This window comes from Chryseobacterium hilariae, assembly GCF_051400735.1.
Lineage (GTDB): Bacteria > Bacteroidota > Bacteroidia > Flavobacteriales > Weeksellaceae > Chryseobacterium.
This window is the reverse complement of sequence record NZ_JBLFFJ010000005.1, coordinates 343398-368758: the sequence shown is the minus strand read 5'-3', so window position 1 is coordinate 368758 and position 25361 is coordinate 343398. Positions and strand designations below refer to the sequence as shown.

Annotated in this window: 15 protein-coding genes; 3 read left to right on the top strand and 12 right to left on the bottom strand. The window is 39.2% G+C overall.

What is annotated here, in order from left to right; all coding sequences use genetic code 11:
- Window positions 1-257: 257 nt before the first annotated feature.
- The 5 genes from ACMGDK_RS16500 to ACMGDK_RS16480 all read right to left on the bottom strand — a co-directional run bounded on the left by ACMGDK_RS16500 (window position 258) and on the right by ACMGDK_RS16480 (window position 10538).
- On the bottom strand, window positions 258-1823 hold the full coding sequence (locus tag ACMGDK_RS16500; protein ID WP_436808982.1) for a calcineurin-like phosphoesterase C-terminal domain-containing protein: 1566 nt from the start codon (window positions 1821-1823) through the stop codon (window positions 258-260).
- Window positions 1824-1884: 61 nt separating this feature from the next.
- Window positions 1885-3330, bottom strand: coding sequence for a SusD/RagB family nutrient-binding outer membrane lipoprotein (locus ACMGDK_RS16495; protein ID WP_436808958.1), 1446 nt, complete (start codon window positions 3328-3330; stop codon window positions 1885-1887).
- A gap of 11 nt (window positions 3331-3341) precedes the next feature.
- Window positions 3342-6314, bottom strand: a complete 2973-nt coding sequence (locus ACMGDK_RS16490; protein WP_436808957.1) for a SusC/RagA family TonB-linked outer membrane protein — start codon at window positions 6312-6314, stop codon at window positions 3342-3344.
- 330 nt (window positions 6315-6644) lie between these two features.
- Window positions 6645-7391, bottom strand: coding sequence for a glycerophosphodiester phosphodiesterase family protein (locus ACMGDK_RS16485; RefSeq protein ID WP_436808956.1), 747 nt, complete (start codon window positions 7389-7391; stop codon window positions 6645-6647).
- A gap of 60 nt (window positions 7392-7451) precedes the next feature.
- On the bottom strand, window positions 7452-10538 hold the full coding sequence (locus ACMGDK_RS16480; RefSeq protein WP_436808955.1) for a TonB-dependent receptor: 3087 nt from the start codon (window positions 10536-10538) through the stop codon (window positions 7452-7454).
- A gap of 238 nt (window positions 10539-10776) precedes the next feature.
- Between ACMGDK_RS16480 and ligA the strand changes: the two genes are divergently transcribed.
- The 3 genes from ligA to ACMGDK_RS16465 all read left to right on the top strand — a co-directional run bounded on the left by ligA (window position 10777) and on the right by ACMGDK_RS16465 (window position 15698).
- Complete coding sequence (ligA, locus tag ACMGDK_RS16475; RefSeq protein ID WP_436808954.1) at window positions 10777-12783, top strand: NAD-dependent DNA ligase LigA; 2007 nt, start codon at window positions 10777-10779, stop codon at window positions 12781-12783.
- A 450-nt stretch (window positions 12784-13233) separates the two neighbouring features.
- Entirely contained in the window at window positions 13234-13869 is a 636-nt protein-coding gene (locus ACMGDK_RS16470; RefSeq protein WP_436808953.1) for a leucine-rich repeat domain-containing protein, read from the top strand.
- Complete coding sequence (locus ACMGDK_RS16465; protein ID WP_436808952.1) at window positions 13836-15698, top strand: DUF7619 domain-containing protein; 1863 nt, start codon at window positions 13836-13838, stop codon at window positions 15696-15698. Before ACMGDK_RS16470 ends, ACMGDK_RS16465 begins: the two co-directional genes overlap by 34 nt.
- A 102-nt stretch (window positions 15699-15800) precedes the next feature.
- On the opposite strand, the gene ACMGDK_RS16460 is transcribed toward ACMGDK_RS16465, so the two are convergent.
- The 7 genes from ACMGDK_RS16460 to kdpA form a co-directional block, all read right to left on the bottom strand.
- On the bottom strand, window positions 15801-16262 hold the full coding sequence (locus ACMGDK_RS16460; RefSeq protein WP_436808951.1) for a hypothetical protein: 462 nt from the start codon (window positions 16260-16262) through the stop codon (window positions 15801-15803).
- A 59-nt stretch (window positions 16263-16321) separates the two neighbouring features.
- Window positions 16322-18037, bottom strand: coding sequence for an ATP-binding protein (locus tag ACMGDK_RS16455; RefSeq protein ID WP_436808950.1), 1716 nt, complete (start codon window positions 18035-18037; stop codon window positions 16322-16324).
- Window positions 18038-18042: 5 nt separating this feature from the next.
- Window positions 18043-19152 carry a sensor protein KdpD gene (locus tag ACMGDK_RS16450; protein ID WP_436808949.1) on the bottom strand — a complete coding sequence of 370 codons (1110 nt, stop codon included), beginning with the start codon at window positions 19150-19152 and terminating at the stop codon, window positions 18043-18045.
- Between the two features lie 235 nt (window positions 19153-19387).
- The gene (locus tag ACMGDK_RS16445; protein ID WP_436808948.1) at window positions 19388-20476 is read right to left on the bottom strand and encodes a porin; all 1089 of its coding nucleotides are present in this window, start codon (window positions 20474-20476) and stop codon (window positions 19388-19390) included.
- A gap of 13 nt (window positions 20477-20489) precedes the next feature.
- Window positions 20490-21047 carry a potassium-transporting ATPase subunit C gene (locus ACMGDK_RS16440; protein ID WP_436808947.1) on the bottom strand — a complete coding sequence of 186 codons (558 nt, stop codon included), beginning with the start codon at window positions 21045-21047 and terminating at the stop codon, window positions 20490-20492.
- A gap of 11 nt (window positions 21048-21058) precedes the next feature.
- Window positions 21059-23098, bottom strand: coding sequence for a potassium-transporting ATPase subunit KdpB (kdpB, locus tag ACMGDK_RS16435; protein ID WP_436808946.1), 2040 nt, complete (start codon window positions 23096-23098; stop codon window positions 21059-21061).
- Window positions 23099-23269: 171 nt separating this feature from the next.
- Window positions 23270-24964, bottom strand: a complete 1695-nt coding sequence (gene kdpA, locus ACMGDK_RS16430; protein ID WP_436808945.1) for a potassium-transporting ATPase subunit KdpA — start codon at window positions 24962-24964, stop codon at window positions 23270-23272.
- Between the last annotated feature and the right edge of the window lie 397 nt (window positions 24965-25361).

The window sequence follows — 25361 nt, the reverse complement described above, 5'->3', positions numbered from 1 at the left end:
ATATGGATTTAACGGAATTTTAATAGCAAAATCAAGCTTACAGGTTTTTAAATCACAAAAGATTTTTGACACTTAAGTTATTTTAGAGTTAAAAACTTTGCAAAGAAGAGGCTCACATAGGTTCTAAAAAAATCAAAGACTTTTAGCAAGCTCATGATCCCAACCTGCGTAATCCGTACAATCTGTGAGAAATATAAAAACAAAACCGGCTTAATCATAAACCGGTTTCTGTTGAAAGTATAGTAAAAAATGAAAAACTATGGGATAAGAACCGGGTTTTGTACCTCGAATTCTTCTGAAGCGGTAAACTGGTTCCCGTACATATCGGCAGCTCTCACTTCAAGTTTATGTTTTCCTAATGTAAGCTTCTTAGGAAAACCTGCCGTCCAGATATGTTTCGACATTTCAGGGTTGGAAGGTCTTCTTCCCGGGAATAAGTTCTGTGTAGAATCCCATTTGAATACGGAAAGAGCAAAATTCGGGTCTACCGCTTCATCGTAGGCCATTTCTTCCCAGGCTCCGTTGTCTATCCTGTATTCTACTTTGTCTTTTTTGCTTCCCATAAAGAAGTTAGCAAGGATTTTTGCAGACGTTTTAGACGGATAAGGAATTACTTCCGGAACATACAGTTTGATCTGATAGTCTTCCGGTTTTCCTGCTGTTTTGTACTTAACTTTATACTGATTATCATTAAAGCTGATGAACGAATATCCTTTTGCAGTTCCGTCTCTCATCGTTGAAGTAGGCAATCCTATCTCATCAGACGTTCCTGACCACCAGTCGCCGCAGGTAGTTCCCACATTGTATTCATGCAGGTCTTTTGAACCGTTCCAGCCCGCTTGTTTTCCATAGAAGATCTGTTGCTGAATGTGTGTGTGAGCCGATAAAATCAAAGCATTTTGAAAAGGAGTCAGGTAATCAAATAATTTCTGACGGTCTGCATTTCTGAAATTATCTTCGTTTTTATGCTCTAAGGGAATATGAAAAGAAACAACGATCAGTTTGTTCTTATCAACCAGTTTAAGATCGTTTTCAATAAATTTCAGCTGGTCTTCACGGAATCCGCCCCAATAGCCTTTTCCATCTCTCGGATCGGGGTACAGAATATCATCTAAAATAATAAAGTGCACATTTCCGTAATTGAAAGAATAATTAGCAGGACCGAAATTACTTTCAAAGGTTTCATCTGAAAATTGGTCTTCTTTAGCGTCGTAATTCATATCATGATTTCCCATCACATTATACCATGGAAGGCCAATCTCCTTCATCACATCCACATAAGGCTTCTGAAGGCTCAGATTGTCGCCCACCAAATCTCCTAAACTGATTCCCAATACTGCATTTTTCTTAGTACCTTTCACTTCATTCACGATAGCTCTTTTGAAATAATCAAGCTCTTTTTCTGTGTAAGGCTGAGGATCTCCGAAAACAAGAATATCAAAGTTTTTGTTTTCGTCTTTTTTATAAAGCGGGAAATTCAGTTCTTTTGGAAGAGCTCCTGTTGGTGCTGTTCCCTTATATTTAAAGTCAGACGGTGAGCCTTTTGGCTTATGATGATGATAAAACTGAGGTAGATTATTGCTGTTCAGAGCGGTCTGGTATCCTGAAGGCTTGATCACGAAGATGGTCTGATTTTCCTGAACAGGTAAGCTATATCTTCCATTTTTATCAGTAAGCACAACCTGAACTCCATTGGAAACCGCAACACCTTCAATCCCTTTTTCACGGTTTTCTTTCTTTTGATTTCTGCTGCTGTCTTCAAACACATATCCTGAAACAGAATCCTGGGAGAATGCCATCGCTGAAATCAGCACACAAGGCATTAAAAATTTTATATTGATGCTCATTTCTTATTCTTTATTTTTTTATTTTTCTCTAATTAATTTACTGGTTCCACCACATTTTCACATTAATATCATCTCCACCCATCTGCTGAACTGCAGCCTGGTAATTAGCCGTATTCAGAACTTTAGGATTGGGGGGATACATCAGTCTCTTCGGCATGGCACCGCCATTCAAAAGGCCGCCATTGTTTGGAAGTACAGGAAAGCCCGTTCTTCTTTTTTCAAACCACTGCTGCTGGTCTACAAAGAAAAGTGCTACATATTTCTGAAGCATGATTCTTTCCATATCAGGTTTATATGCAACATTGGGATTGCCGAAGTAATTGGCAGGCACTACTGCTCCCCACTGTTCTATCGCTGCTTTTACCCCATTCTCATAATAAGTCTGTGCGCTTCCCTGGATAATTCCTTTAAAGGCAAGCTCGGACAATATGAACTGTAGCTCAGCATAAGGATACATAAGGATTTTCAGAGGGGCTTTGGCCAAGTTCTGATTAAGATTTGAAGGCTGATAATCGAATGTGGTTCCAAAAGCATAGCCGGATGGCGCCCCTTTATATCCTATGTTGACATTGTTCAGATCTTTTGCCTGGGAAAAGAACATGGATAAACGCGGATCATTATTTGCTTTCAATGTTGTGACAAAAAATTCGGAAGCGGCTCTTCCCGTGGTAAAATCCTGAGGTCTGGCAATAGGCGGCATCAGAGGGGAAACTCCGGTAATATCCAGCTTTGCTCCGTCGGCATTGCTCTGGAAAACCGGATATACAGAAGGATTGCTGATGATCTCCTGAATTCTTGCATGAACATTAACTTCTCCATTTTTATTTAAAATTCTTGTCAGCAATCTCAAGGAAAGGGAATTGCAGAATTTTTTCCAATTCGTAATTCCGTTCGCATCGGATTCGGCTTTATAAAACAGATCACTTCCTGCAAGCACTTTGTTGGTGATAAAAAGAGAATTGGCAGTTTTCAAATCATCCAGCAGTTTTACATAGATATCTTTCTGCCTGTCGAATTTGGGCTGTAAAATCCCTTCATCAAGTTTTGAAGCTTCAGAAAAAGGAATATCGCCATAGGTATCGGTAAGGTTGGAATATATCCATGCATTCAGTACCAAAGCAATGGCTTCATAGTTTTTATCTCCTTCTTCAACGGCGGCTCTTTTCAGGTCATCAACCTGCTTCAGCCACCGGTAGGAATTATTCCAGAATCCAGCGCCTGTATTTTCAGTGATGTAGTAACGGCTCAGTGAGTTTCCTTCATTCGGGAAATCCAGAGATACCTGCATAAGGTCGAAAGTAAAATCATTAGCCCTGTTATAACCTACTGCAGCCATATTATACTGGATAGGAGCCAGCAGGGAGCTGGCTACCGGTTTATTGATCCGGCTCTGGTCTTTATTGATCTCATCAAGGTTTCTGTCACATGACACGGCAGTTCCCAAAAGCATGAGAAATGAAGATATATAGATAAGTCTTTTCATTGTTCTGATTTTTAAAATTTAACGTTTAACTGTATCCCGACTGTTCTTGAAGAAGGGAGCTGCCCCATTTCTATCCCAGGAGTAATGGTAGAATCATCCAGTGTTGCGGCCTCCGGATCAAACAATGGGAATTTCGTCCACATCCAAAGATTTCTTCCAAATAAGGCAAGCGTTATATCTGTAACCTTCAAAGGATCAACAATCGATTTAGGGAAAGAATAGGAAATTCTGGCATCTCTAAGCTTGATGAATGATGTATCGAATGAATTCGTTTCCACATTGGCTCTCCTATAATAATCTGAGTAATATGTAGGAACGGGAACTCCTTTGGTGTTCGGTGAGAAGCTGCCATCCGGGTTCTGAACTACGCCTTGACCTACAATCAGGCCATTAGGATTATCTCTTCCCCAAAGCGTATGCTCCAGTTTCCCCTGCTCAGACATTTTGTGGTGGGACTGGGAGTATGCTATTCCTTTATACTGCCCGTCAAATGAGAAGCTTAAAGTGATATTTTTATATTTAAATTCATTCTGAAGACCGGCTCTCCATTTTGGATAGGCATTTCCTATCTTTTTCATTTCTGTAGGCTTTGCTGTCAGTCCGTCACTACCGTAAATCACCTGGCCGTCCGGGGAATACATCAGGCCGTAACCATACATATCACCCAGTGAACCGCCTACTACAGCATTGTAATACACTACACCACCTACACTTCCAATGGTATAAGGTTCACCCTGAAACTCTTCAGGAAGGGAAAGGATTTTATTTCTGTTCATAGACCAGTTGGCGCTTACATTCCAAGAGAAGTTTTTATTCTTTACCGGATAAGCATTTAAGGTCATTTCAATTCCTCTGTTTCTAATCTCACCGGCATTAATGATCCTTTTGTTATAACCTACTTCATATAATACCGGGATCACAATGGTCTGGTCCTTGGAATTGTTCTGATAAGCTGTAATATTATAGCTCAATCTGTTTTTAAGGATAGTGAAATCCATTCCCCCTTCAATATTCGTTATCATTTCCGGTCTAAGATCCGGGTTGGGATACAGCAACGGAGATTCCACGGAACCTGCAAAAGAGCTGTTTTCGTAATATTTATCCAGCATGTAGTTGTAGGTGTCATTTCCTACTTTTGACCAGGATAGTCTCAGTTTCCAGAAATTAAACTGATCTGATTTCATTTTGAATATATCAGACAGCACAAATGATGAGGAAACTGACGGATAGAAATAAGATCTGTTATGTTTTGGAAGCGTACTGCTCCAGTCATTTCTGGCCGTCACATCCACAAAAACGAGATCCTTATAGCTGAAATTCGCCAGTGCATAGGTACTGTTTACCTGGTTGTCATTAGGTTTCGGAAGCTTATTGTCTAAGGCTATTGCATTGGTTAGCTGATATACGCCGGCTTTATTAAGACCTATCGCCCTGTAATCATTCATGGTTTGCTCATAATACCTGATATTTCCTCCGGCTGAAGCTGTTACGCCAAAGTCTCCGAATTTATTCTTATAGGTAAATAAAATATCATTATTCAGATCTAAATATTTGATATATTGCTCTCTGTAATAGCCTTTCAGGTAGTTGGCAGAGCTCCACGGTCTTCTTTGTGTACGGAATTCACTGCTCCATTCCAGGCCGGATTTGAAGGTAACATCAAAGTTTTTTGCAAACTGATAGTTTACATTAATATTTCCGGTAATGATCTTTTTATCTGTAGAATTCAGGTTTTCATAAGCAATAACATAAGGGTTATCAATATATGAGCTGAAAGGATGGATCTGGTCTACCTGCTCCTGCCCGCTCTTCCAGATAGGTCTGTACCACGCCAGATCTACGTTTGGATTCTGGAAGATCATAAAATATGAAATCGACTGGTTGTTGTAGCCTGTAGCCGGAAGATTATCACTTTTGGTCTGGCTGAAATTCAGTTTGGTTCCAACCCTTAGTTTACTGCTCATCTTATGATCAACAGATACTGCTGCGTTCAGCCTGTCAAAGCCTGTATTTGGCATCATCCATTCATTTTTAAGGTAAGAAAGGGATGATCTGAAAGCGGTGGTTTCATTAGAATGTTCTAATGATAAACTGTTTGAATAAGTGGTTCCTGTCTGCCAGAAATCTTTGATGTTATTTTTGTAGGGTCTCCAGAGCTGTCTTTCCTTACTTTGTCCCTCTACTGAAGGATCATACTGAAAATAGTACTGCCCGTCAAATTTCGGCCCGAATGCGCTGCTGGTAGATCCGGTATTCACTCCGTCTGCCGAAGCTCCGTAAGAGTAGTAATAGTTTCCGCCTTTATCTTTCTGCATGGTTCCCTGTCCGTATTCGTACTGGTAATCCGGCCATTTAAGAACGCTGTCAAAACTGGTATAGGAGTTCAATGTAATCTGCACTTTCCCCTTTTTTGTTTTTCCGGATTTCGTGGTGATCATAATCGCTCCCTTGGAACCTCTGGAACCGTACAACGCGGATGCACTTGGTCCTTTCAGAACAGTAACAGATTCAATATCATCCGGATTGATGCTGTTGTAGCTGTCTCCATAATCGATCGGAAGGTCTCCTCCCGAACCTGCGCCATAAGCTGAAGTTCCGGTTCCGTTTCTTTTGTCACTTAAAGGAACGCCATCTACAACGATCAGGGCTCCGTTATTACCCATATTCATGGAAACGTCTCCGCGGAGTGTGATACGGCTGGTTCCAAGTGGTCCTGCCCCTGCTGTCTGAACCTTCAGTCCGGCCACTTTTCCTTCCAATGCCTGTGCCCAGTTGTTATTCTGGGTTTTGAGGATTTCTTCTGACTTGACGGTTTGGGTGGAATATCCCAAAGACTTATCCTGCCTTTTGATCCCCAAAGCGGTTACCACCACCTCATCAATGCCCTTAACAGTATCTTTTTTTACTTTCTGCTGAGCCGCCAGATTGACGCTTACTATTCCAAGCAGCGACAAAACCAGCAGTTTTTGTGTCTCTTTACGCATATCCTTTTTGTTTGCGCAAAATTAGAACGACATTATGGCTATGGTTTTAATACAATTTTAACATTTATTAAAATATTATTAAACAAATCATGAACCTAAGTTTAACACATCTTACATGTATTTAATATTCAGACACTTAAATAATTAAGAATTTTTAACATCAGTTTCTGTATTAAATAATATATTTTACAGTATTCTTTGACAAAATAAAAAAATAAATAACTGCCTATCAAACCGATAATAAATTTCAAACACAAAAAAAGCCTGCTCTTAAAAAGAAACAGGCTGTAAAATTTGCTATCCGGCTTATTTTCTTTGAGCCAAAATCTATTATTTATTCTTTAGCTGATCAGGAATATTGGTGGTAATAAAACCTATTCCCTGATTTTTCAATTCCTGATAAACTGCCTCATCATTTACTGTCCAGGCGTTTGTGATAAGTCCTAAAGTTTTAGCTTCAGAGATCCATGTAGGATTTTTCTGGAAAACGCTGTAATGATAATCCATACCGTCAAGACCTTCCTTTTTAATCTGCTCAGGGGAAAGCTCACCGTTCAGATACTGTACTTTGAACTTCGGTTCCAGCTTTTTGATCTGTTTGCAGATGTTCAGGCTGAAAGAAATATATTCACTCTGCCCTTCCAGTTTCATATCTCTGATCATTTTAAGGGTTTTCTGAGTGATCTCATTTTCTATTTCCGGAGTTTTGGCGGGTTTTATCTCAACAATGAGTTTTAAAGAAGGATCTTTTTTGCCCTGCTTCAGATAATCCTTTAATGTAGGAAACTTTTCGCCATTCGATAGCTTCAATGCTTCCAGCTCTTTGAAAGAGGTTTCAGAGATCTCCATTTTACCATGATGCTCGTCATGATTGATCACAAGAACACCGTCTTTGGTCATTCTTACATCGAATTCCGATCCGTATATCTTTAATTTCTGGGCATTTTCTAAAGATTTAATAGAATTTTCCGTTGTAGGCGGCTGAGCCTGGAAATAGCCTCTGTGTGCAATAATCTGGGTTTGTGCCTTCATTACGACTGTGCTTAAAACTGCTAACCCTAAGATAAATTTTTTCATAATACAATTGGATAATTAGATAAAAAACTTAAAATATTTGATAAAGGTAATGCTTAAATGTTAAAAACTGTATTTCGCTCCGATCTGGATCTGGTAAGGATTACCGGAAAGAGGCGCTAAACCGCTGGTATTTTTAACGTATTTAAACTGTTTGGTAGCATGGTCGAATTCTGTCACTCTGTACAAAGACATATTACCATAAGATTTATTCACACCCCATTCTTTATTAAGAAGATTCGCCAGGTTGAAAATATCTACAGAAAGCTCAAATGCACCGATTTTTTCAAATTTAAATTTCTTCGCAACACGAACATCCCATACTCCGTAAAAACCGTTTTTACCACCATTACGTTCTGCAATGGCATTGTTGTATTTTTCAACATAATCTTTTAGTGCCTGCCCTACTTCCGGATCGTTAAGAAGCGGCTGGGTAATAATTTCCGGGAAGATATAAGCAAGATCATTAGAATCCACAAAATCACCGTTAATATTTCCTCCTGCAGTCACCGAGAAACGTGTTCCTCCGATTCCTGAATATCTTACTCCCAGAGTAAAGCCTGCAATGGTAGGCGAGTTACCGTAAACCACGATCTTGTTTCTGAACTGGTTGTCAGAATAGCCCATTCTTAAATCTCTCGGATCGCCCTGAACCGGAGTAGATAATGTTGCAGAATTCGCCACATTTCCGTTGTATGAGGTATTATCTTTGATGTCGGACCATGTATAACTTGCAGTGATCTCCCCATCTTTCCAGTAACGGTAACTTGTATCCACAACGAATGAGAACTGGTTTACTTTTCCATCGCTTACAAGCTCAAGCACTCTTCCGAACTTTTTATTAATTCTTCCTTCTTTCCAGTCGATACTCACACTTTTATTATCGTTATTGATAATGGTAGCATCAGGCACATATACTCCTCTTCCTCCTTCATTGGCTAAAGTGAAGAATGGATTGGCCATCATATTCCTGTCATAATAGAAGTAATTGTTTCTTCCCAGCACCATATATCCGGCAATTCCTGCTCTGAATCTTTCATTAAAAAAGTGTGTATAGGAAATATTTGCTTTATAAACAATTGGAATCTTTGCATCTTCTCCGGTATAATTGATTGTTGGGATCTGATACTGTGAAAGTGAAGGAACCGTTCCGTAGTCATTTCTATATCCTGGAAAATCAGGAGTCAGGCCGACAGTGCCGGGATTCACATCTACTGTTGCTAAGTGTTTTCCGTCAAAAACAAGGTTATTGATCACCATATAATTGTTGATATCAGAAGAGAAAATTCCGGCACCAAATTTTAAGAAATCCTTATTCTCTTCGTTGATATTCCAGTCGAACTGGAATCTTGGCTGAATAACAAAAGATTTGATCTGATTATCCGTTCTGATTCCCATTTCATCAAAAAGCTTTTGATTGAATTCTGCTTTCGGATATCCTCCATAATCGAATCTCAGTCCTGCCATAAAGTCAAGACCTGTTGCTATTTTGGTCTGAATCTGGCCATATAATCCTGCATTCCAGATACTGGATTTTACAGACGGATCGTCCATCAACGGCACTTCCCTGTAGAATCTGTAAGGAGTAAGATTGTCGAAATTCGTCATTCCCTGGAACTGAAATCTTCCGTTCACCTCACTTCCGTAGATAGATTTTGATCTGGTGTACATCAAATCTGCCCCAAAAGTATATTTAATTTTATCCGTGTTGTAGTATAAGTTATCTACAATCTGGAATACATTATTCCGAAAGCCTTCTTGAGCAAAACGATGCCCTCCAATCTGGATATTGGTTGATCCCACGCTGGATTGAACACCTTCTACCACTGCTCTCGGAACTGTTTTTCCTAATTCGCTGTTCTGATAACTGTCCTGAAATGTGTATAGATACTGTGCCTTAAGCTCATTCGTCAGGTTAGGCTTTAGGTTTGTTCTCAAACTTAAGAGTAAGCTGTTGTCAATATTTTTGTCATTTCCGTACGATTCGAAGAAATTGATCGCGGTATTGTCTCCCAATCCGTTCTTATTCAGGTCGTAGGTGAAATTATTCCTTAACGTCAATAAGTTTTTTTCATTGATCTGCCAGTCTAAACGTAAAAATCCGGCATCTGAATTTCTTACTTTGTCAAAACTCCCAAACTGCGGAGTATTTCCAACTCCGTATTTTTTCCTTGCAATATCAAGGAACTGGTTCAGCGTCTCGGTTGTTGTATTAAATCTCTTCTCGTCGTCCTTAGATTTGATATCTGCTATGATCAACGGTCTTGAATCCAGCTGATGATCCCATGCCACGAAGAAGTGTAACTTATTTTTAATGATTGGTCCGCCTAATGAGAACCCGAACTGGGAAGTAGAGAAATCATTTTCCCTTTTATTTCCTCTAATATCATACGGACTGGAAAGCCAGTTGGTTCTCAGATATTCCCAGGCACTTCCAGAAAATTTATTCGTACCTGATTTCGTAACAGCACTTACCGTTCCTCCACCACTTCTTCCCAGTGTCACATCATACTGGTTGGTTGTGATTTTAAATTCACGAACAGCTTCTATCGAAATAGAGAAAGGCGCTCCGCTTCGGCTGGTTGTGGATCCCGCAGAGGTAGGATTTTTAGCCGTCATCCCATCAATCGTAAAGTTTGTTGAAGATCCCAGCTGCCCGGAAAGGTTTCCGCCTTTTCCGCTTAATGGAGATAATTCTGTAAGATTGGTAAAGTTTCTTCCGTTTACCGGAAGCATACTGATATTCTTCGCTGAAATTGCAGTAGCCGCTCCAAGGTTTCCTATCTTGTTTTTCAGGTTTCCGGTAACGATTACTTCTTCAATCTGCTTTTCTCCGCCGTCTAAGCTCATGTTTACTGTAACCTGATCTCCGAAGTTGACGTTGTATCCCTCTTTTTTCTCCTCGTTTACAATCACCGTATATGGTCCGCCCAAAGGGATTTCTTTGAAGATATATTCTCCTTTAGAATTGGTCTCCGTTTCCGTCCTGAACCCTGTTGACTCGTTCACGATCGTTACTTTCACTTTTTCCTGAGCGGTACTGCCCAGCCCGGTTACTTTTCCCACAATAGAAGCCTGCGTAGTCTGCGCATAAGCCAGTGTTCCAAATCCCAAAAACAATAATCCTAGTACAATCTTTACTTTTCTCATCTTTTCAAATTAGATGTGCAAAGGTATTTTGACTTTCCGAACCATCTGTTTAAGGGAGCTTTAACAAATTTTCAACTAAATCATAACATTATGTTAAATTAATTTAAACAAACGTTTTATAATAAAGATAGTCAACACTTTAAAGCATATTACAGCTTTTTAATATTTCTATAATATTTAATTATGGTATTTTTTAATGAAATTAGTTTAGCTATTTTTGCTCAAAAGATAGAAAGCAATGTCTGAAAACATACAGCAAAAAATAGAACAGCTTCGTAAGGAGCTTCACCAGCATAATGAAAATTACTACCTTCTGGATGCCGCTACCATCTCTGATTTTGATTTTGATATGCTTCTGGAAGAGCTTCGGGACCTGGAAGCAAAGCACCCGGAATTTTATGACGAAAATTCACCTACGGTACGTGTAGGCGGCGGTATTACTAAAATTTTTCCAACGATTCAGCATAAATTCAGAATGTATTCTCTGGATAATTCTTATGATTTCGATGATCTTGAAGACTGGGAGAAAAGAATTATCAAAACCATCAATGATCCGGTGGAATTTGTGGCAGAGCTGAAATATGACGGTGCTTCTATCTCTATCTTATATGAAAACGGAAAACTGGCCCAGGCCGTAACGCGTGGTGACGGTTTCCAGGGTGATGAGATTACTTCAAACGTGCGTACCATTTCGGATATTCCTCTGACGCTGAAAGGCGATTTCCCAGCTCATTTTTTCATGAGAGGAGAAATTTACCTGACCCGGAAGAACTTTGACAAGATCAATAAACTGCGTGAAGAGGAAGGCCTGGATCCTTTTATGAACCCAAGAAATACGGCCAGCGGAAGCTTAAAAATGCAGGATAGTGGTGAGGTAAGAAAACGTGGACTGTCTTCAGTGCTCTACCAGTTTATTTCTGAAGATATTCCGGCACAGAGCCATTGGGAACTGCTTCAGAAAGCACAAAGCTGGGGCTTTAAGACTTCACAGCAGGCCAAACTCTGTAAAACTATGGATGAGGTGAAAGAATTCATCAACTTCTGGGATACGGAAAGACATAATCTTCCTTTTGAAATTGACGGAATAGTACTAAAAGTGAATTCTCTCCAACAGCAAAGACAGCTTGGCTATACGGCAAAGTCACCGAGATGGGCTATGGCTTATAAATTCAAAGCTGAAAAGGTGGAAACTGAGCTTCAGAGTGTATCTTATCAGGTAGGAAGAACGGGTGCCATTACTCCGGTTGCCAATTTGAAACCTGTTTTACTCGCAGGAACCATCGTTAAAAGAGCTTCTCTTCACAATGAAGACATCATTAAGAAGCTTGACCTGCATGAGCATGACTTCGTTTATGTAGAGAAAGGCGGTGAGATTATCCCAAAAATTGTAGGGGTAAATACTGCAAAAAGAACAGCTGAAAGCAAAGAAATAGAATACATCAAACAATGCCCTGAATGTGGTACAGAGCTTGTAAAAATTGTTGATCAGGCCATCCATTTCTGCCCGAACGAGCTTCACTGCCCGCCACAGGTTGTGGGAAGAATGATCCACTATGTTTCCAGAAAGGCTCTGAATATTGAAAATCTGGGAAGTGAAACAATAGAACAGCTTTACAGGGAACGTTTGATAGAAAATCCTGCAGATTTTTATGTTTTGACGAAGGAACAGCTGCTTCCGCTGGAAAGAATGGCTGAAAAATCGGCACAGAATATTATTTCAGGGATTGAGAAATCAAAAGAAATACCGTTTGAAAAAGTTCTGTACGGAATCGGGATCAAACATGTAGGTGAAACGGTTGCCAAGAAACTGGTGAAAAATTTCGCTACCATTGATGAGCTTAAAAATGCTACCGTAGAAGAGCTTTGCCAGGTAGAGGATATTGGAGCGAAGATCGCCGTAAGCATTGTAGAATTCTTCGCCAACCCGGAGAACATCCTGATGATTGAGCGTTTGAAATCATATGGTGTGCAGCTTGAAAAGGGAGAAAACACGAATGAAGTCCTGTCTAATATTCTGGAAGGAAAAGCTTTCCTTTTTACGGGAAAACTGTCCCTGTTCACAAGAGAGCAGGCGGAGGAGATGGTGGAAAAACATGGCGGAAAAAACATTTCTGCGGTTTCTAAAAACCTTAACTTCCTTGTGGTAGGCGAAAAAGCAGGAAGCAAGCTGAAAAAGGCCCAGGACATTGGTACCATTACGATTCTGGATGAACAGGAATTTCTAGATCTGATAGAGAAACAGTAATACTTTTAATAAATAATAAATAAGCCATTGAGATTGTATTTCAATGGCTTATTTTTTTGTAAAGTCCAAGCCTAATAGCATTGAATTGTGATTATAGACTAAACAGATGACACAGATTCATAAAACATGGAAAATATTTTTTCTCGCAGATGGTGCGGATAACGCAGATTTTTATAGTGGTGGCAAATTTATTCAATGGGAACGGGCTTTAGCCAAATTTAAATTATTCGGAAAGTCATAACTGTTTATTAAATAACCATATTTTCCTTCATATTTCTACAATTCCATAACATTTATACAGAATTAAAAATTAACATAAAATCAATATTTAAATAAATTATTTAAACAAAAACAAATAAAACAAACATTATATAAAATAATAAAAATCAAAAAGTAATTATTTTTCGTAATATAATTTTTTATATATTTATAAAAACTAATCACGTAACTATGAAAAAACTCTACTTTTTTGTGCTCTTTCTGGCACACTTATCTGTTATAGGACAGATTGTTAACATTCCGGACTCTCAATTTAAAGCTAAACTGCTTTCCGGAACCGCCACCAACCATATCACTCAGGATCTTGCAGGCAACTGGATAGCTATGGACATCAATAACGACGGCGAAATACAGCTGTCTGAAGCTGCCAATATCAGGGATATTACCATGTACAGTTCAAACGGCAACCCGTTCCAGATTTCCTCCATTGAAGGTGTAAAATCTTTCACCAACCTGGAATATCTGGATGTATCAGACAGTCCGAACCTACTTTCTGTAGACATCAGCGGTATGCAAAAAGTAAAACTGGTAAGTTTCAAGAATAACATCAATATGTCTTCTGCCAATTTTACGGGCTGCCCTCTTCTGGAAAATATCAATGTATCGAATGCCAACATTGTCAATCTGGATATTTCCAACCTTCCCAAAATGAATATCCTGACATGTACAGGAGGAAAAGTACAAACTATTAATTTCACAGGCAGCACAACAATGAAATATTTGCTATGCAGCGACAATGACATAGCCAGCCTCAATGTAAGCTCGCTGGTTGATTGTACAGATTTCATATTTCCGGAAATTTATTGACGAGTCTTGATGTAAGTAACTTAACAAAACTTGAAGACCTGATATGTTCAGCCAACCAGCTGACTTCGATCAATCTTCAGAATACGCCTAAATTAAAATCACTTGAAGCCAGTTATAATAGCCTGTCTACTCTTAATTTAAGCCAAAGCCCTCTTTTAAATTATCTAAGGATTATCAATAACCAGTTCACCAGTATCGATCTTTCTGGCATTCCTTTATTGCAGACACTTTTCCTTAATAATAATCAGCTTACTTCTCTAGATATAAGCCATAATACAATACTGAATTCAATTAATGTTCCCAATAACAATTTGCAGAGCCTGTTTATAAAAAACGGCAGAATTACCATCGGAAGTTATCAAAACAATCCGAATTTGAGCTACATATGCTGTGATGATTCTGAAATCAATCAGATTATTGCTTCAAATAACTCATATGGTTATAATAATGTAATCGTCAATTCTTACTGTTCGTTCACCCCGGGCGGAACTTTCTACACGATCAAGGGTAATACAAAATATGATCTTAACGGAAGCGGCTGTGATCCGACGGATCCGAATAAGGCATTCCAGAAATTCAACATTACAGGAAGCGGAGCTACAGGAAGTATCATAAGCAATCAATCAGGGGACTACTCTATTCCGGTGCAGACAGGAACGCATACAATAAGTCCCGCTCTTGAAAACCCGGCATATTTCAATATATCGCCCGCTTCTTTTACAGCTAATTTCCCAATGATGACAAGTCCGTTGACCCAAAATTTCTGTATCACGGCTAATGGTTCCCATCCGGACCTTGAAATTGTGATTATTCCATTGGATTCTGCAGTACCGGGATTCAATTCGGATTATAAAATCGTTTTCAAAAATAAAGGAACGACCATGCAGTCCGGAACTGTTGGATTCAGTTACAATGACAACATCATGGACTTTGTAAGCTCTACTGTAACTCCTGATGCTCAATCTACCGGGAACCTTACCTGGAATTTCACAGGCCTTATTCCTTTTGAAACAAGAGAAGTTAAGGTTAAATTCGAACTGAATACACCAACCGATACTCCGCCGGTAAACGATGGTGATATCCTCCATTATACAGCACAGATCAACGGAGCTCCTGACGATACGCCAACAGACAATACATTTACCCTGAACCAAACGGTTGTAAATTCTCTGGATCCGAATGATAAAACCTGTCTTGAAGGAACGATGATTGCACAAACCCAGGTGGGCGATTACGTTCATTACCTCATCCGATTTGAAAATCAAGGAACAGCAAATGCCAGAAATATTGTCGTGAAGGATGAAATTGATACTTCAAAATTTGACATCTCTACTCTCACTCCTTTACATGCAAGCCATAGTTTTGTAACGAGAATGACCGGAAACACGGCCGAATTTATTTTTGAAAATATACAGCTTCCGTTTGACGATGCAAGTAACGATGGATATATTTCTTTCAAGATCAAAACAAAATCTACGTTGGCCATGGGAGATGCATTCAGCAATACGGCAAATATTTATTTTGATTATAATGCTCCGGTCATTACCAACACTTACACGACTACGGTAAGAAATGTACTGGCAGTTTCTGAAACTAAAACAGGCAAGGAAAATGTAAGCATTTATCCGAATCCGGTACAGGATATTCTTCACATCAAATCCGGAGAGGAGATCATCAAAGCTGAAATTTATGATGCTTCCGGAAGAATCCTGAATACTACAGGCGTAAAAACCAATTCTGTAAATGTAGCCGAACTGGCTAAAGGAAACTACATCATCAAGTTGTTTACAAAAAACAAAACGATGATTCAGAAGTTCATAAAAAAATAAACTAATAACCTTATCTATATTTGAAGGGCTGTAAAAAAAATTACAGCCCTTATTTTTTATAGTACAAAATCCAGTGATACCAACGTATATAAAAAAATTATTTTATTTGAATACTAGAATCGTATAACGATCCTTCGCAGTTTTAGGATCAACCATTCTGACCTGTGCTTTATCTTTAAGGTAATCTACATAATTTTCACCGGTAAGTATTTTCCCTTTTTCAGTTTGCTTGTAGCCTGTTGCGAGAATTGCTTTTATGTAGGCATCATGTTCTTTTTTGTCTTTGAACTGAAATTCTATATTGTCCTGAGATTTATCAGCGGTATATTCAAATTTCCCAATTTTGTAGGTATAATCCGGACTTTCATATTCGAACAGAATAAATGCGGGACTTTCTGTTTTGTCGTAGAAAGTATATTTATGTTTTTTAATTTCTGCTTTAAAAGTCGCCATATCAAGTGTATTGAATGCAGCGAGCTCTTCCAGTTTGAACGCCTGTCCGGACATATGTGAATAAAACAGGATGAAAAACAGGAATGATAGCAGAGTGATAGATTTTTTCATAATTAATTTTTCTGATTATTATTTTTTACAAATCTAAACGAATTTTTATTTAAAATCTTTTACGCCACCGGCAGCCTGAAATAAAAAGTACTTCCCTGATTTGGAACGCTCTTTACTCCTATTTCGCCTTTTTGTTTTTCTATAAAATTTTTAGAAATCGCCAAACCCAGCCCTGTTCCATTCTGCTGTTCACCCGGAACCTGAAAATAACGATCGAAAATCTGTCGGTGATATTTTTCATCAATTCCGCTTCCGGTATCGGTAATACTGAACTGAATCATTGAATCCAGCCTTTCTACCCTGATTGCAATATTTTCATCCTGAAAGGAATGTTTGACAGCATTGGTAAGAAAGTTATTCATCACCCAGACGGTTTTATCAAAATCTGCATTTACGAAATCACTGTTGTCTATAAGGTATTCGGTATTGATGTGAATATTTTTCTGTTCTGCCAACTTTTCAACATTCTTAACGGCAGCCTGCACCACTTCTTTCGGGGAACATTTCTCAACGGTCAGACTAATGTTTCCGGTTTCTACCTGTGAAAGATTCAGCAGTTCTCCGGTGATATTCAATAGCCTCTGGCCATCGTCAGTGATGCTTTTGAGCAGTTCTTTCTGCTGATCATTCAACTCTCCAAATTTTTGATTGCCGAGTAGCTGTACACCCATTTTTATAGCGGATATAGGTGTTTTAAGCTCATGGGAAATGGTAGCTATGAAATTGGTTTTAGCAAAATCAAGTTCTTTGAAGGGCGTAATATTCCGTAGAAGAATCACTTTTCCGATATATTTGGTTTCCTTTTCACCCGTCTTTACAATATTGATGGGAATAATATCCTGTTCAAAATAGTTTTCCTTGTTGTCCCGAACAATCTTAATCGGTTCTTTTACCGGATGATCAATATTTTTAAGCAGTTCACGCATCAGATCATTATTAACGGCTACTTCATGAGCAGTTTTACCGATGATTTCGTCCTTATGGAGATTGGTGATCTTCAGCGCCTCATCATTGATCATGTAGATAAAATGGTTTTCATCCAGCCCAATCACCGCATCGTGCATATTGTTCACCAGTGTTTCAATGCGTTTTTTATCCATCAGCTGCTTGGAAAGGCTACTGCTTTCATATTCCTGAAGTTTTTCGGCCATGGTATTAAATGAATCTGCAAGGCTGTTGAATTCCTCACTGCCTTTGAAATGTACCCTTTCACTATAATTTTTAGCTGCGATCTGCCTGATACTGAACGTCAGCTGATTGATAGGTTCGGCAATGGTCTGCGGCAGGTTAAAAAGCAGAATGAAAGCGATCAGAAAACAGACCGTTCCCAAACTTACAATCCAGAAAGTGGCATTTTCAGCGGTGATGATGGCAATGTCACTTTTCCTTTCAATTCCTTTCATATTCAGTGACATGATCTTTACCAGGTCTTCACGAATCAATTTTTCTTTTCCCGGAGAAGGCTGTTTCAGATAGCTGTTGAAATGCAGATTCAGACTTTGAGTAGCTTCCTTTTCACCAAATTCAGTAAGGTTTTTCTCCTGCAGCTTATTGTTTTTCTGAAAATCGTTCACTGCAATAGCGCTGTCAGTACTTATTTTATCCAAGGCCAGAAGCATATTCTTGGAAAATTCCAGACTGTTGTAGTTTGCAGTAAGGATTTTTTCAGTGTCGGATTTCAGCTTATTGATATAGACGGATCCGATTACTGACATGAGAACGATCAGTAAAAATAAAAGACCTACGCCTAAGGTGAGTTTTGTTTTAAGTTTCATTACTTCTAAGATAAAATAATAATATCTATCTGCTTTTCATTCAGTCTGTTCATCAGCGTATAGATCCAGCTGTAGCCGGAAAGCCGCTGCCAGAGCTTTGCGTGAGGTTTTCCGATGCATACTGTCGTGATATTATGGGCAATTACATATTCCAGAATTCCATTGTGGACACTGCTTTCTTTTACGCGAACCACTTTCGCTCCCAATTCCTGTGCTAAATTAAAATTATTAATTAAATACCGCTGTTTGTCGAGAGCAATTTTTTCAGGATTTTCTGATGGCTTCTGAACATATAGAACTGTCCACTGGCTGTTGTAATAACTTGCCAGGCGGGCAGTTTTCCGGATGATATTCTTAGCAATTTTCTCATTACTGCTGATGCACGCCAGAAATTTTATCGGTTTAAAATTCTCAGTTTTGATCTCAGTTTCAACCTTTCTTTCTACGTGAGCAGCCACTTCTTTTAAAGCAAGTTCCCGAAGCTGCAGAATATGCCCGCTTTGAAAAAAATTGGTAAGCGCGGTCTGGATTTTTTCTTTTTTATAGATTTTTCCTTCTTTCAGACGGGTGAGCAGTTCATCTGCGGTAAGATCTATATTGACCACCTCATCCGCAAGACTTAAAATCTTATCAGGAACACGTTCTGCCACTTCTATTCCCGTTATATTTTTTACTTCCTCATTCAGGCTTTCGATATGCTGGATATTCATAGCACTGATGACATTGATCCCGTTATCAAGGATTTCCAGCACATCCTGCCATCTTTTTTTGTTTTTCGAACCTTCTACATTCGTGTGAGCCAATTCATCCACTAAAACGACTTCCGGATGTTCATTGATAATGGTTTGAAGATCCATTTCTTCAAGGTTTTTACCTTTATAAAAAACTGATCTTCTTGGTATTTCAGGAATTCCGTTGGTAAGGGCTACGGTTTCTTCCCGGTCATGGGTTTCTATATAGCCAATTTTCACGTCAATGCTGTTACGCAGAAGAGACTGTGCCTCCTGTAGCATACGGAATGTTTTCCCCACACCTGCGCTCATCCCGATATAGATTTTGAATTTTCCTTTCCTGGATTTCTGGATCAATTCTAAAAAATGTTTTGCTGATGACATTGATTTTTGCTTTATTAATTTTTTAAACACAAAAGGCACAAAAGCTTTTTGTTTCTCAGAATCTTTTATCACTTTTGTGGTTAATATTTATCTCTCGCAGATTACACGAATTACGCAGATTTTAATTCATTTTTGTTTAAAAACTTATGTGATCTTCTTATCAAAAAGTTTTAAACTTCAAATAACTTAAGTGTCAACAACTTTTGTGACTTTTGTGATTTATTATTTTTATTCTCTAAAACCAGGCAGCCAGACTTGTTGTGATAAAGAAATTACCCTGCTTCATCTCATCATTCTTCACAAAGATGGCATCTTTGGAGGTGAAACCTCTCGCTTCTGTACGGAAAACCACGTTCTTCAGAATTGCATAATCTACATTCAGGGAATATCCGAAGGTTTGGAAACCATTGGGCGTTTTGGTGCTGATGATCACCCCGTTTTTATCGTTGTAATATTCAACTCTTCCTGCCAGAGCCCATTTGCTGTCCAGCTGGTATTTCATTAATATATTTGGAGTGTACCAGATGTTATAACTGCTGCTCCCTTTCTCTTTCTGCTCTGCACCGATATCAAAGCCCAGCAAAGCCGAAAATTGATCTGTCAGCTGGAAACTTCCGTAAAGATCATGGAAATAACGCATCCTTTTTTCTTCTTTTGATTTATCATTTCCGATGAAAGAGCTGCTGTTCAGCGTAATCTTTTCTGTTGGTTTATAAGTCACCTGATGCCCGAAAGAAATGCTTTGATTTCCTTCCGACTTTGCAATGCGTTGCCAGCCATTAAGCACTAATCCGCTCAAAAACCATTTTCCATTGTCTGAAGTATAAGAAACCTTTGCTCCCGTTTCGAAATATGGTGAATTTTCAGCAGCAAAACTTCTTGTGAGATTCATGTTGTCTTTTCCTATCGCACTTTCCCAACCGATGTGGGAAGGCATAATCCCTGCATCGATCCATAAGTTTTTGGTCTTTGAAATTTTGATTCCCACATTTGCTTCATTTACATAGCGCAATGCTTCCTCTTCTGCAGCCATATTGTCCTGCGCATAAGTTCCACCCATTAAAGCAATATTGGCGCGGAGATTCTCACTCTGATAATTCGCTTTTACCAATCCTAAATTCAGATTGAGCTCATTATGCCTGTTGTAGGAGTATAAAAAATTCTGACGGAGATGATTGTCAGGTTCATTAAAATCATACGTGTAGAAAAGTTCTGCATAGGCAGAAAAAGTCACTTTATTTTCTGTTTTTAATGAATCTGATGATTGTGCTTTCGGGAAAAAAATCCCGAATAATACGGCACTGGTAATGATATATTTTTTCACGGTGATGGCTAGATTATTTTAATTGATCCAAAGCGATATTAAGCTTCAGTACATTTACTTTTGAAGGTCCTAAAAGTCCTAAAAACGGTTTCTCTGTTTGATTTTTCACTAAATCTCTTACTTTTTCTTCTGAAAGATTTCTGACTTCTGCAATTTTCCTTACCTGGTACAAAGCACCTTCTTCTGAAATGTCAGGATCAAGGCCGCTTCCACTGGCTGTAACCAGTTCTACGGGAACTTTTGTATTTCCCATTCCAGGATGATCCATTTTTAAGGTGTCGATTCTTTTCTGTACGGTTTCCAGGTATTCTTCGTTGCTCGGTCCTTTGTTGCTTCCCCCGCTTCCTGCGGCATTGTAATTAACAGATGACGGACGTCCGTGAAAGTATTTTCCAGATTTAAATTCCTGCCCTACATTGGCATAGAACTTCTGCCCGTTATGGCTAACAATCTCCGCATTTCCTTTTGTAGGCAATACTTTTGACCCTCCGTATACGATAAGCAGATAAATTCCTACGACAGCCAGCATTACAAAAGTCAGTCTGAATGCTGCAACAATATGATTTTTCATTTTTTAAAATTTTAATAGAATAAACTGATCACTAAATCGATGATTTTGATCCCGATGAACGGAACAATAACACCTCCCAAACCATAAATCAAAAGGTTTCTTCTCAATAATGCACTGGCCCCAATCGGCTTATAGGCCACTCCTTTTAACGCTAACGGAATAAGGAAAGGAATGATCACGGCATTGAAAATAACGGCTGATAATATGGCTGTTTCCGGGCTGTGAAGATTCATAATATTCAATTTCTGAAGGGAAGGAATGAAAGTAATAAACAGTGCAGGAATGATGGCAAAATATTTAGCAACGTCATTCGCAATACTGAAAGTCGTCAGTGTTCCTCGGGTCATCAAAAGCTGTTTTCCGATCTCCACGATCTCGATCAATTTCGTAGGGTCATTGTCAAGGTCTACCATGTTACCGGCTTCTTTTGCAGCCTGTGTTCCACTGTTCATTGCTACTCCCACATCAGCCTGAGCCAATGCCGGAGCATCATTTGTTCCGTCTCCCATCATGGCGACCAGCTTTCCTTCCTGCTGTTCTTTTTTGATGTAGTTCATTTTGTCTTCAGGCTTGGCTTCGGCGATAAAATCATCTACGCCTGCTTTTTCAGCAATGAATTTTGCTGTCAGAGGATTATCTCCGGTTACCATCACCGTTTTTACCCCCATTTTTCTCAGTCTCTGGAAACGTTCCTGGATTCCTGTTTTAATGATATCCTGAAGTTCGATGACGCCCCAGACTTTTTCATTAACGCTTACCACAAGAGGAGTTCCTCCGTTTTCAGAAATTTTGGTAACGGCATCCTGGGTTTCTTTCGGGAAAACATTCCCGGCTTTTTCAGTCAGCTTTTTTATCGTGTCATAGGCTCCTTTTCTGATTCTTGTGGTTTCAAAATCAATTCCTGAGGTTCTTGTTTCCGCTGAGAAATCAATATAGACCGGGTTGGGAACAAGAAGGTCTTCTGATTTCAGCTGGCTCAATTCTATAATAGATTTCCCTTCCGGTGTTTCATCTGCTACAGAGCTTAGCGCAGAAGCTTTAATAAAGTCCGGCAGCCTGATTCCGTCTGCAGGGTGAAATTCTGTTGCCTTACGGTTTCCAATGGTAATGGTTCCTGTTTTATCAAGCAGCAAGACATCGATGTCTCCGGCAGTTTCCACCGCTTTTCCACTTTTAGTAATTACATTCGCTCTCAAAGCCCTGTCCATTCCTGCAATCCCGATTGCAGAAAGCAGACCTCCAATGGTTGTGGGAATCAAACAAACGAAAAGTGATATAAATGCCGCAATGGTAATGGGAGTCTGCGCGTAGTCTGCAAAAGGTTTTAAAGTGAGTGTTACGATAATAAAGGTCAGGGTAAATCCTGCCAGAAGTATGGTTAATGCAATTTCATTAGGTGTTTTCTGTCTTGAAGCTCCTTCTACAAGGGCAATCATTTTATCTAAAAAGGACTCTCCCGGTTTAGTAGTCACTTTTACTTTTATTCTGTCGGAAAGAACTTTTGTTCCGCCTGTTACAGAGCTTTTATCACCTCCGGATTCACGGATAACGGGTGCACTTTCTCCGGTAATTGCCGATTCATCAATAGTAGCAAGCCCTTCGATGATTTCTCCGTCCATTGGGATCTGATCTCCGGTTTCGCAAAGGAAAATATCACCAAGCTTCATTTCGGCAGACATTCTCAGAACGGTTTCTACCTGAAATCCCGGTTTGTTCTCCAAAATTACTTTGGCGGGAGTTTCTTCACGTGTTTTTCTAAGGGTATCCGCCTGAGCTTTTCCTCTGGCTTCCGCAATAGCTTCTGCAAAATTGGCGAAAAGAACGGTGAAAAATAAGATGATGAATACGGTAAAGTTATAAGCAAAGCTTCCCTGTGATTGGTCTCCTGTAAGGCTGAAAAGGCTTACGATGAACATTACAACAGTTCCGACCTCTACCAGGAACATTACGGGATTTTTAAACATGATTTTCGGATTCAGCTTGACGAAGGACTGTTTGATCGCTTCGTTCACCAAATCTTTTTGAAATAATGTCTGTGATTGATTTTTCATTTTTTTGAAAGAGTTATATCATTGTAAATCAACGGTAACCATTAAGACAAATTAAAATAAGAAGGAATGGAAATGGATAATATATTCAGGTGAATGTTTCGATGAGTTTTAGACTGTTTCCTGATATTTCAATCTTCCTAATGGTTGACTATTGATTTTAATTTTTAATATTTATTTAGAGAAATACTGGATCTGTTCTGCGATAGGTCCCAATGTGAGTGCCGGGAAGAAAGACAGGGCTGCAATAAGAAGAATCACCGCCAGCGTCATAAAGCCGAAAGTGGCTGTATCTGTTTTTAGCGTTCCTGAACTCTCCGGAATGAATTTTTTCTGCGCCAGTAATCCTGCAATCGCTATCGGTCCGATGATGGGAATAAATCTGGATAATAACAATACAATTCCCGTTGAGATATTCCACCATGGTGTATTGTCACCAAGTCCTTCAAATCCTGAACCGTTGTTCGCAGAAGAAGAGGTGAATTCATACAGCATTTCACTGAATCCGTGGAAACCGGGATTATTCAATGTTTTTGCTCCAAATTCCGGCAGATAGGCCGTTAATGCTGTTCCTACAAGTATTAAGAATGGATGGAAAAGAGCCACAATCATGGCGATCTTCATCTCTTTGGCTTCGATCTTTTTACCCATGAATTCCGGCGTCCTTCCTACCATCAGACCACTGATGAATACAGCAAGAATGATAAAGATGAAATAATTCAGGATTCCAACACCACAGCCTCCGTAGAAACAGTTGATCATCATAGCCAGCAGCTCGTTCATTCCTGAAAGCAGCATGGTACTGTCATGCATTGAATTCACAGAGCCTGTTGAGATCACAGTTGTTGCAATGCTCCAATATCCTGAAGATGCGCTTCCGAAACGGATTTCCTTGCCTTCCATAGCTCCCAGACTGCTGTCAGCACCCATTTGTGTGATCAGTGGATTACCGTTTGTTTCATTAACAATATTAGGGACAGCAAGTGCCAGAAAACCGACAGTCATTACGGTAAAGATTACCCATGACAGTTTTCTTTTTTTCAGATAAAATCCTAATGCAAAAACCAATGCAAACGGAATGATCATCTGAGTGACCATTTCGGTCATATTCGTCACATAGTTCGGGTTTTCAAGCGGGTGCGCCGAGTTGGCTCCGAAGAAACCTCCTCCATTGGTTCCCAAATGCTTGATCGCTACAAAAGCAGCCACAGGGCCTCTGGAAACATCCGCTTTCTGTCCTTCCAATGTTGTGATATGGTCTTTCCCTTCGAAAGTCATCGGGCTTCCGTTGGCAGAAAGGATCAGGGCAACAAGGATACTGATCGGAACCAGTATTCTGACCACAGATTTAGTAAAGAAATCGTAGAAATTCCCTAATTCTGTAGTTGTTTTATCTTTAAAAGCTTTGAAAAGAACAGCCATTGCCGCCATTCCGGTAGCAGCAGTGACAAACTGCAGGAACATCAGATAAAGCTGACTTAAATAACTCACTCCCGTTTCTCCTGAATAATGCTGAAGGTTACAGTTCACCAGAAAGGATATAGCTGTATTAAAAGCAAGATCAGGTGACATATTCGGGTTTCCGTCAGGATTTAAAGGAAGCCACGACTGGGTCATCAGGATCAGAAATCCTATGATGAACCAAACAAGGTTGATAGTCAGCATGGCATACATATTCTGTTTCCAGGTCATCTGACGGGCCGGGCTGATTCCCGATATTTTATAAATTAATTTTTCAACAGGTTCAAAAACAGGATCTAAAAAGGTCTTTTTGTACCCGTACACATTAGCAATGTATTTCCCAAGAAATATTCCAATGACTAGTGTAATGACAAACATGGCTATAACGCCTAGAATTTCTGTATTCATGACCGGTTAAAATTTTTCAGGTTTCAGCAAAACGTAGCAGATGTACACAAAAGCCAGGATTGAAAGGAAAAATAAACTCCACATAGTTTTATATTTTATCAAAAAATTCAACAGATTTGTAAAGAAGCCAGAACATCACTGCAAAAAGCAGAATTAAACTTATAAGCATCATATTGAAATCATTAGGATTAAAAGGGTAAGAACTACATACGATACTATCAGCTGACTGAAAACTGCATGCTCGCGTTTTTTGGTCGTTTTTCTTGAAATTGTCATTTTTTAAATATTTTATTCACATCCTATAGGCCAAAAGAAAGCCCACTTTGCAAACAAAACATTTAAACAATTAAATAACAAACACTTACATAAAACAATTCAACTGTATTCAAACACAAAA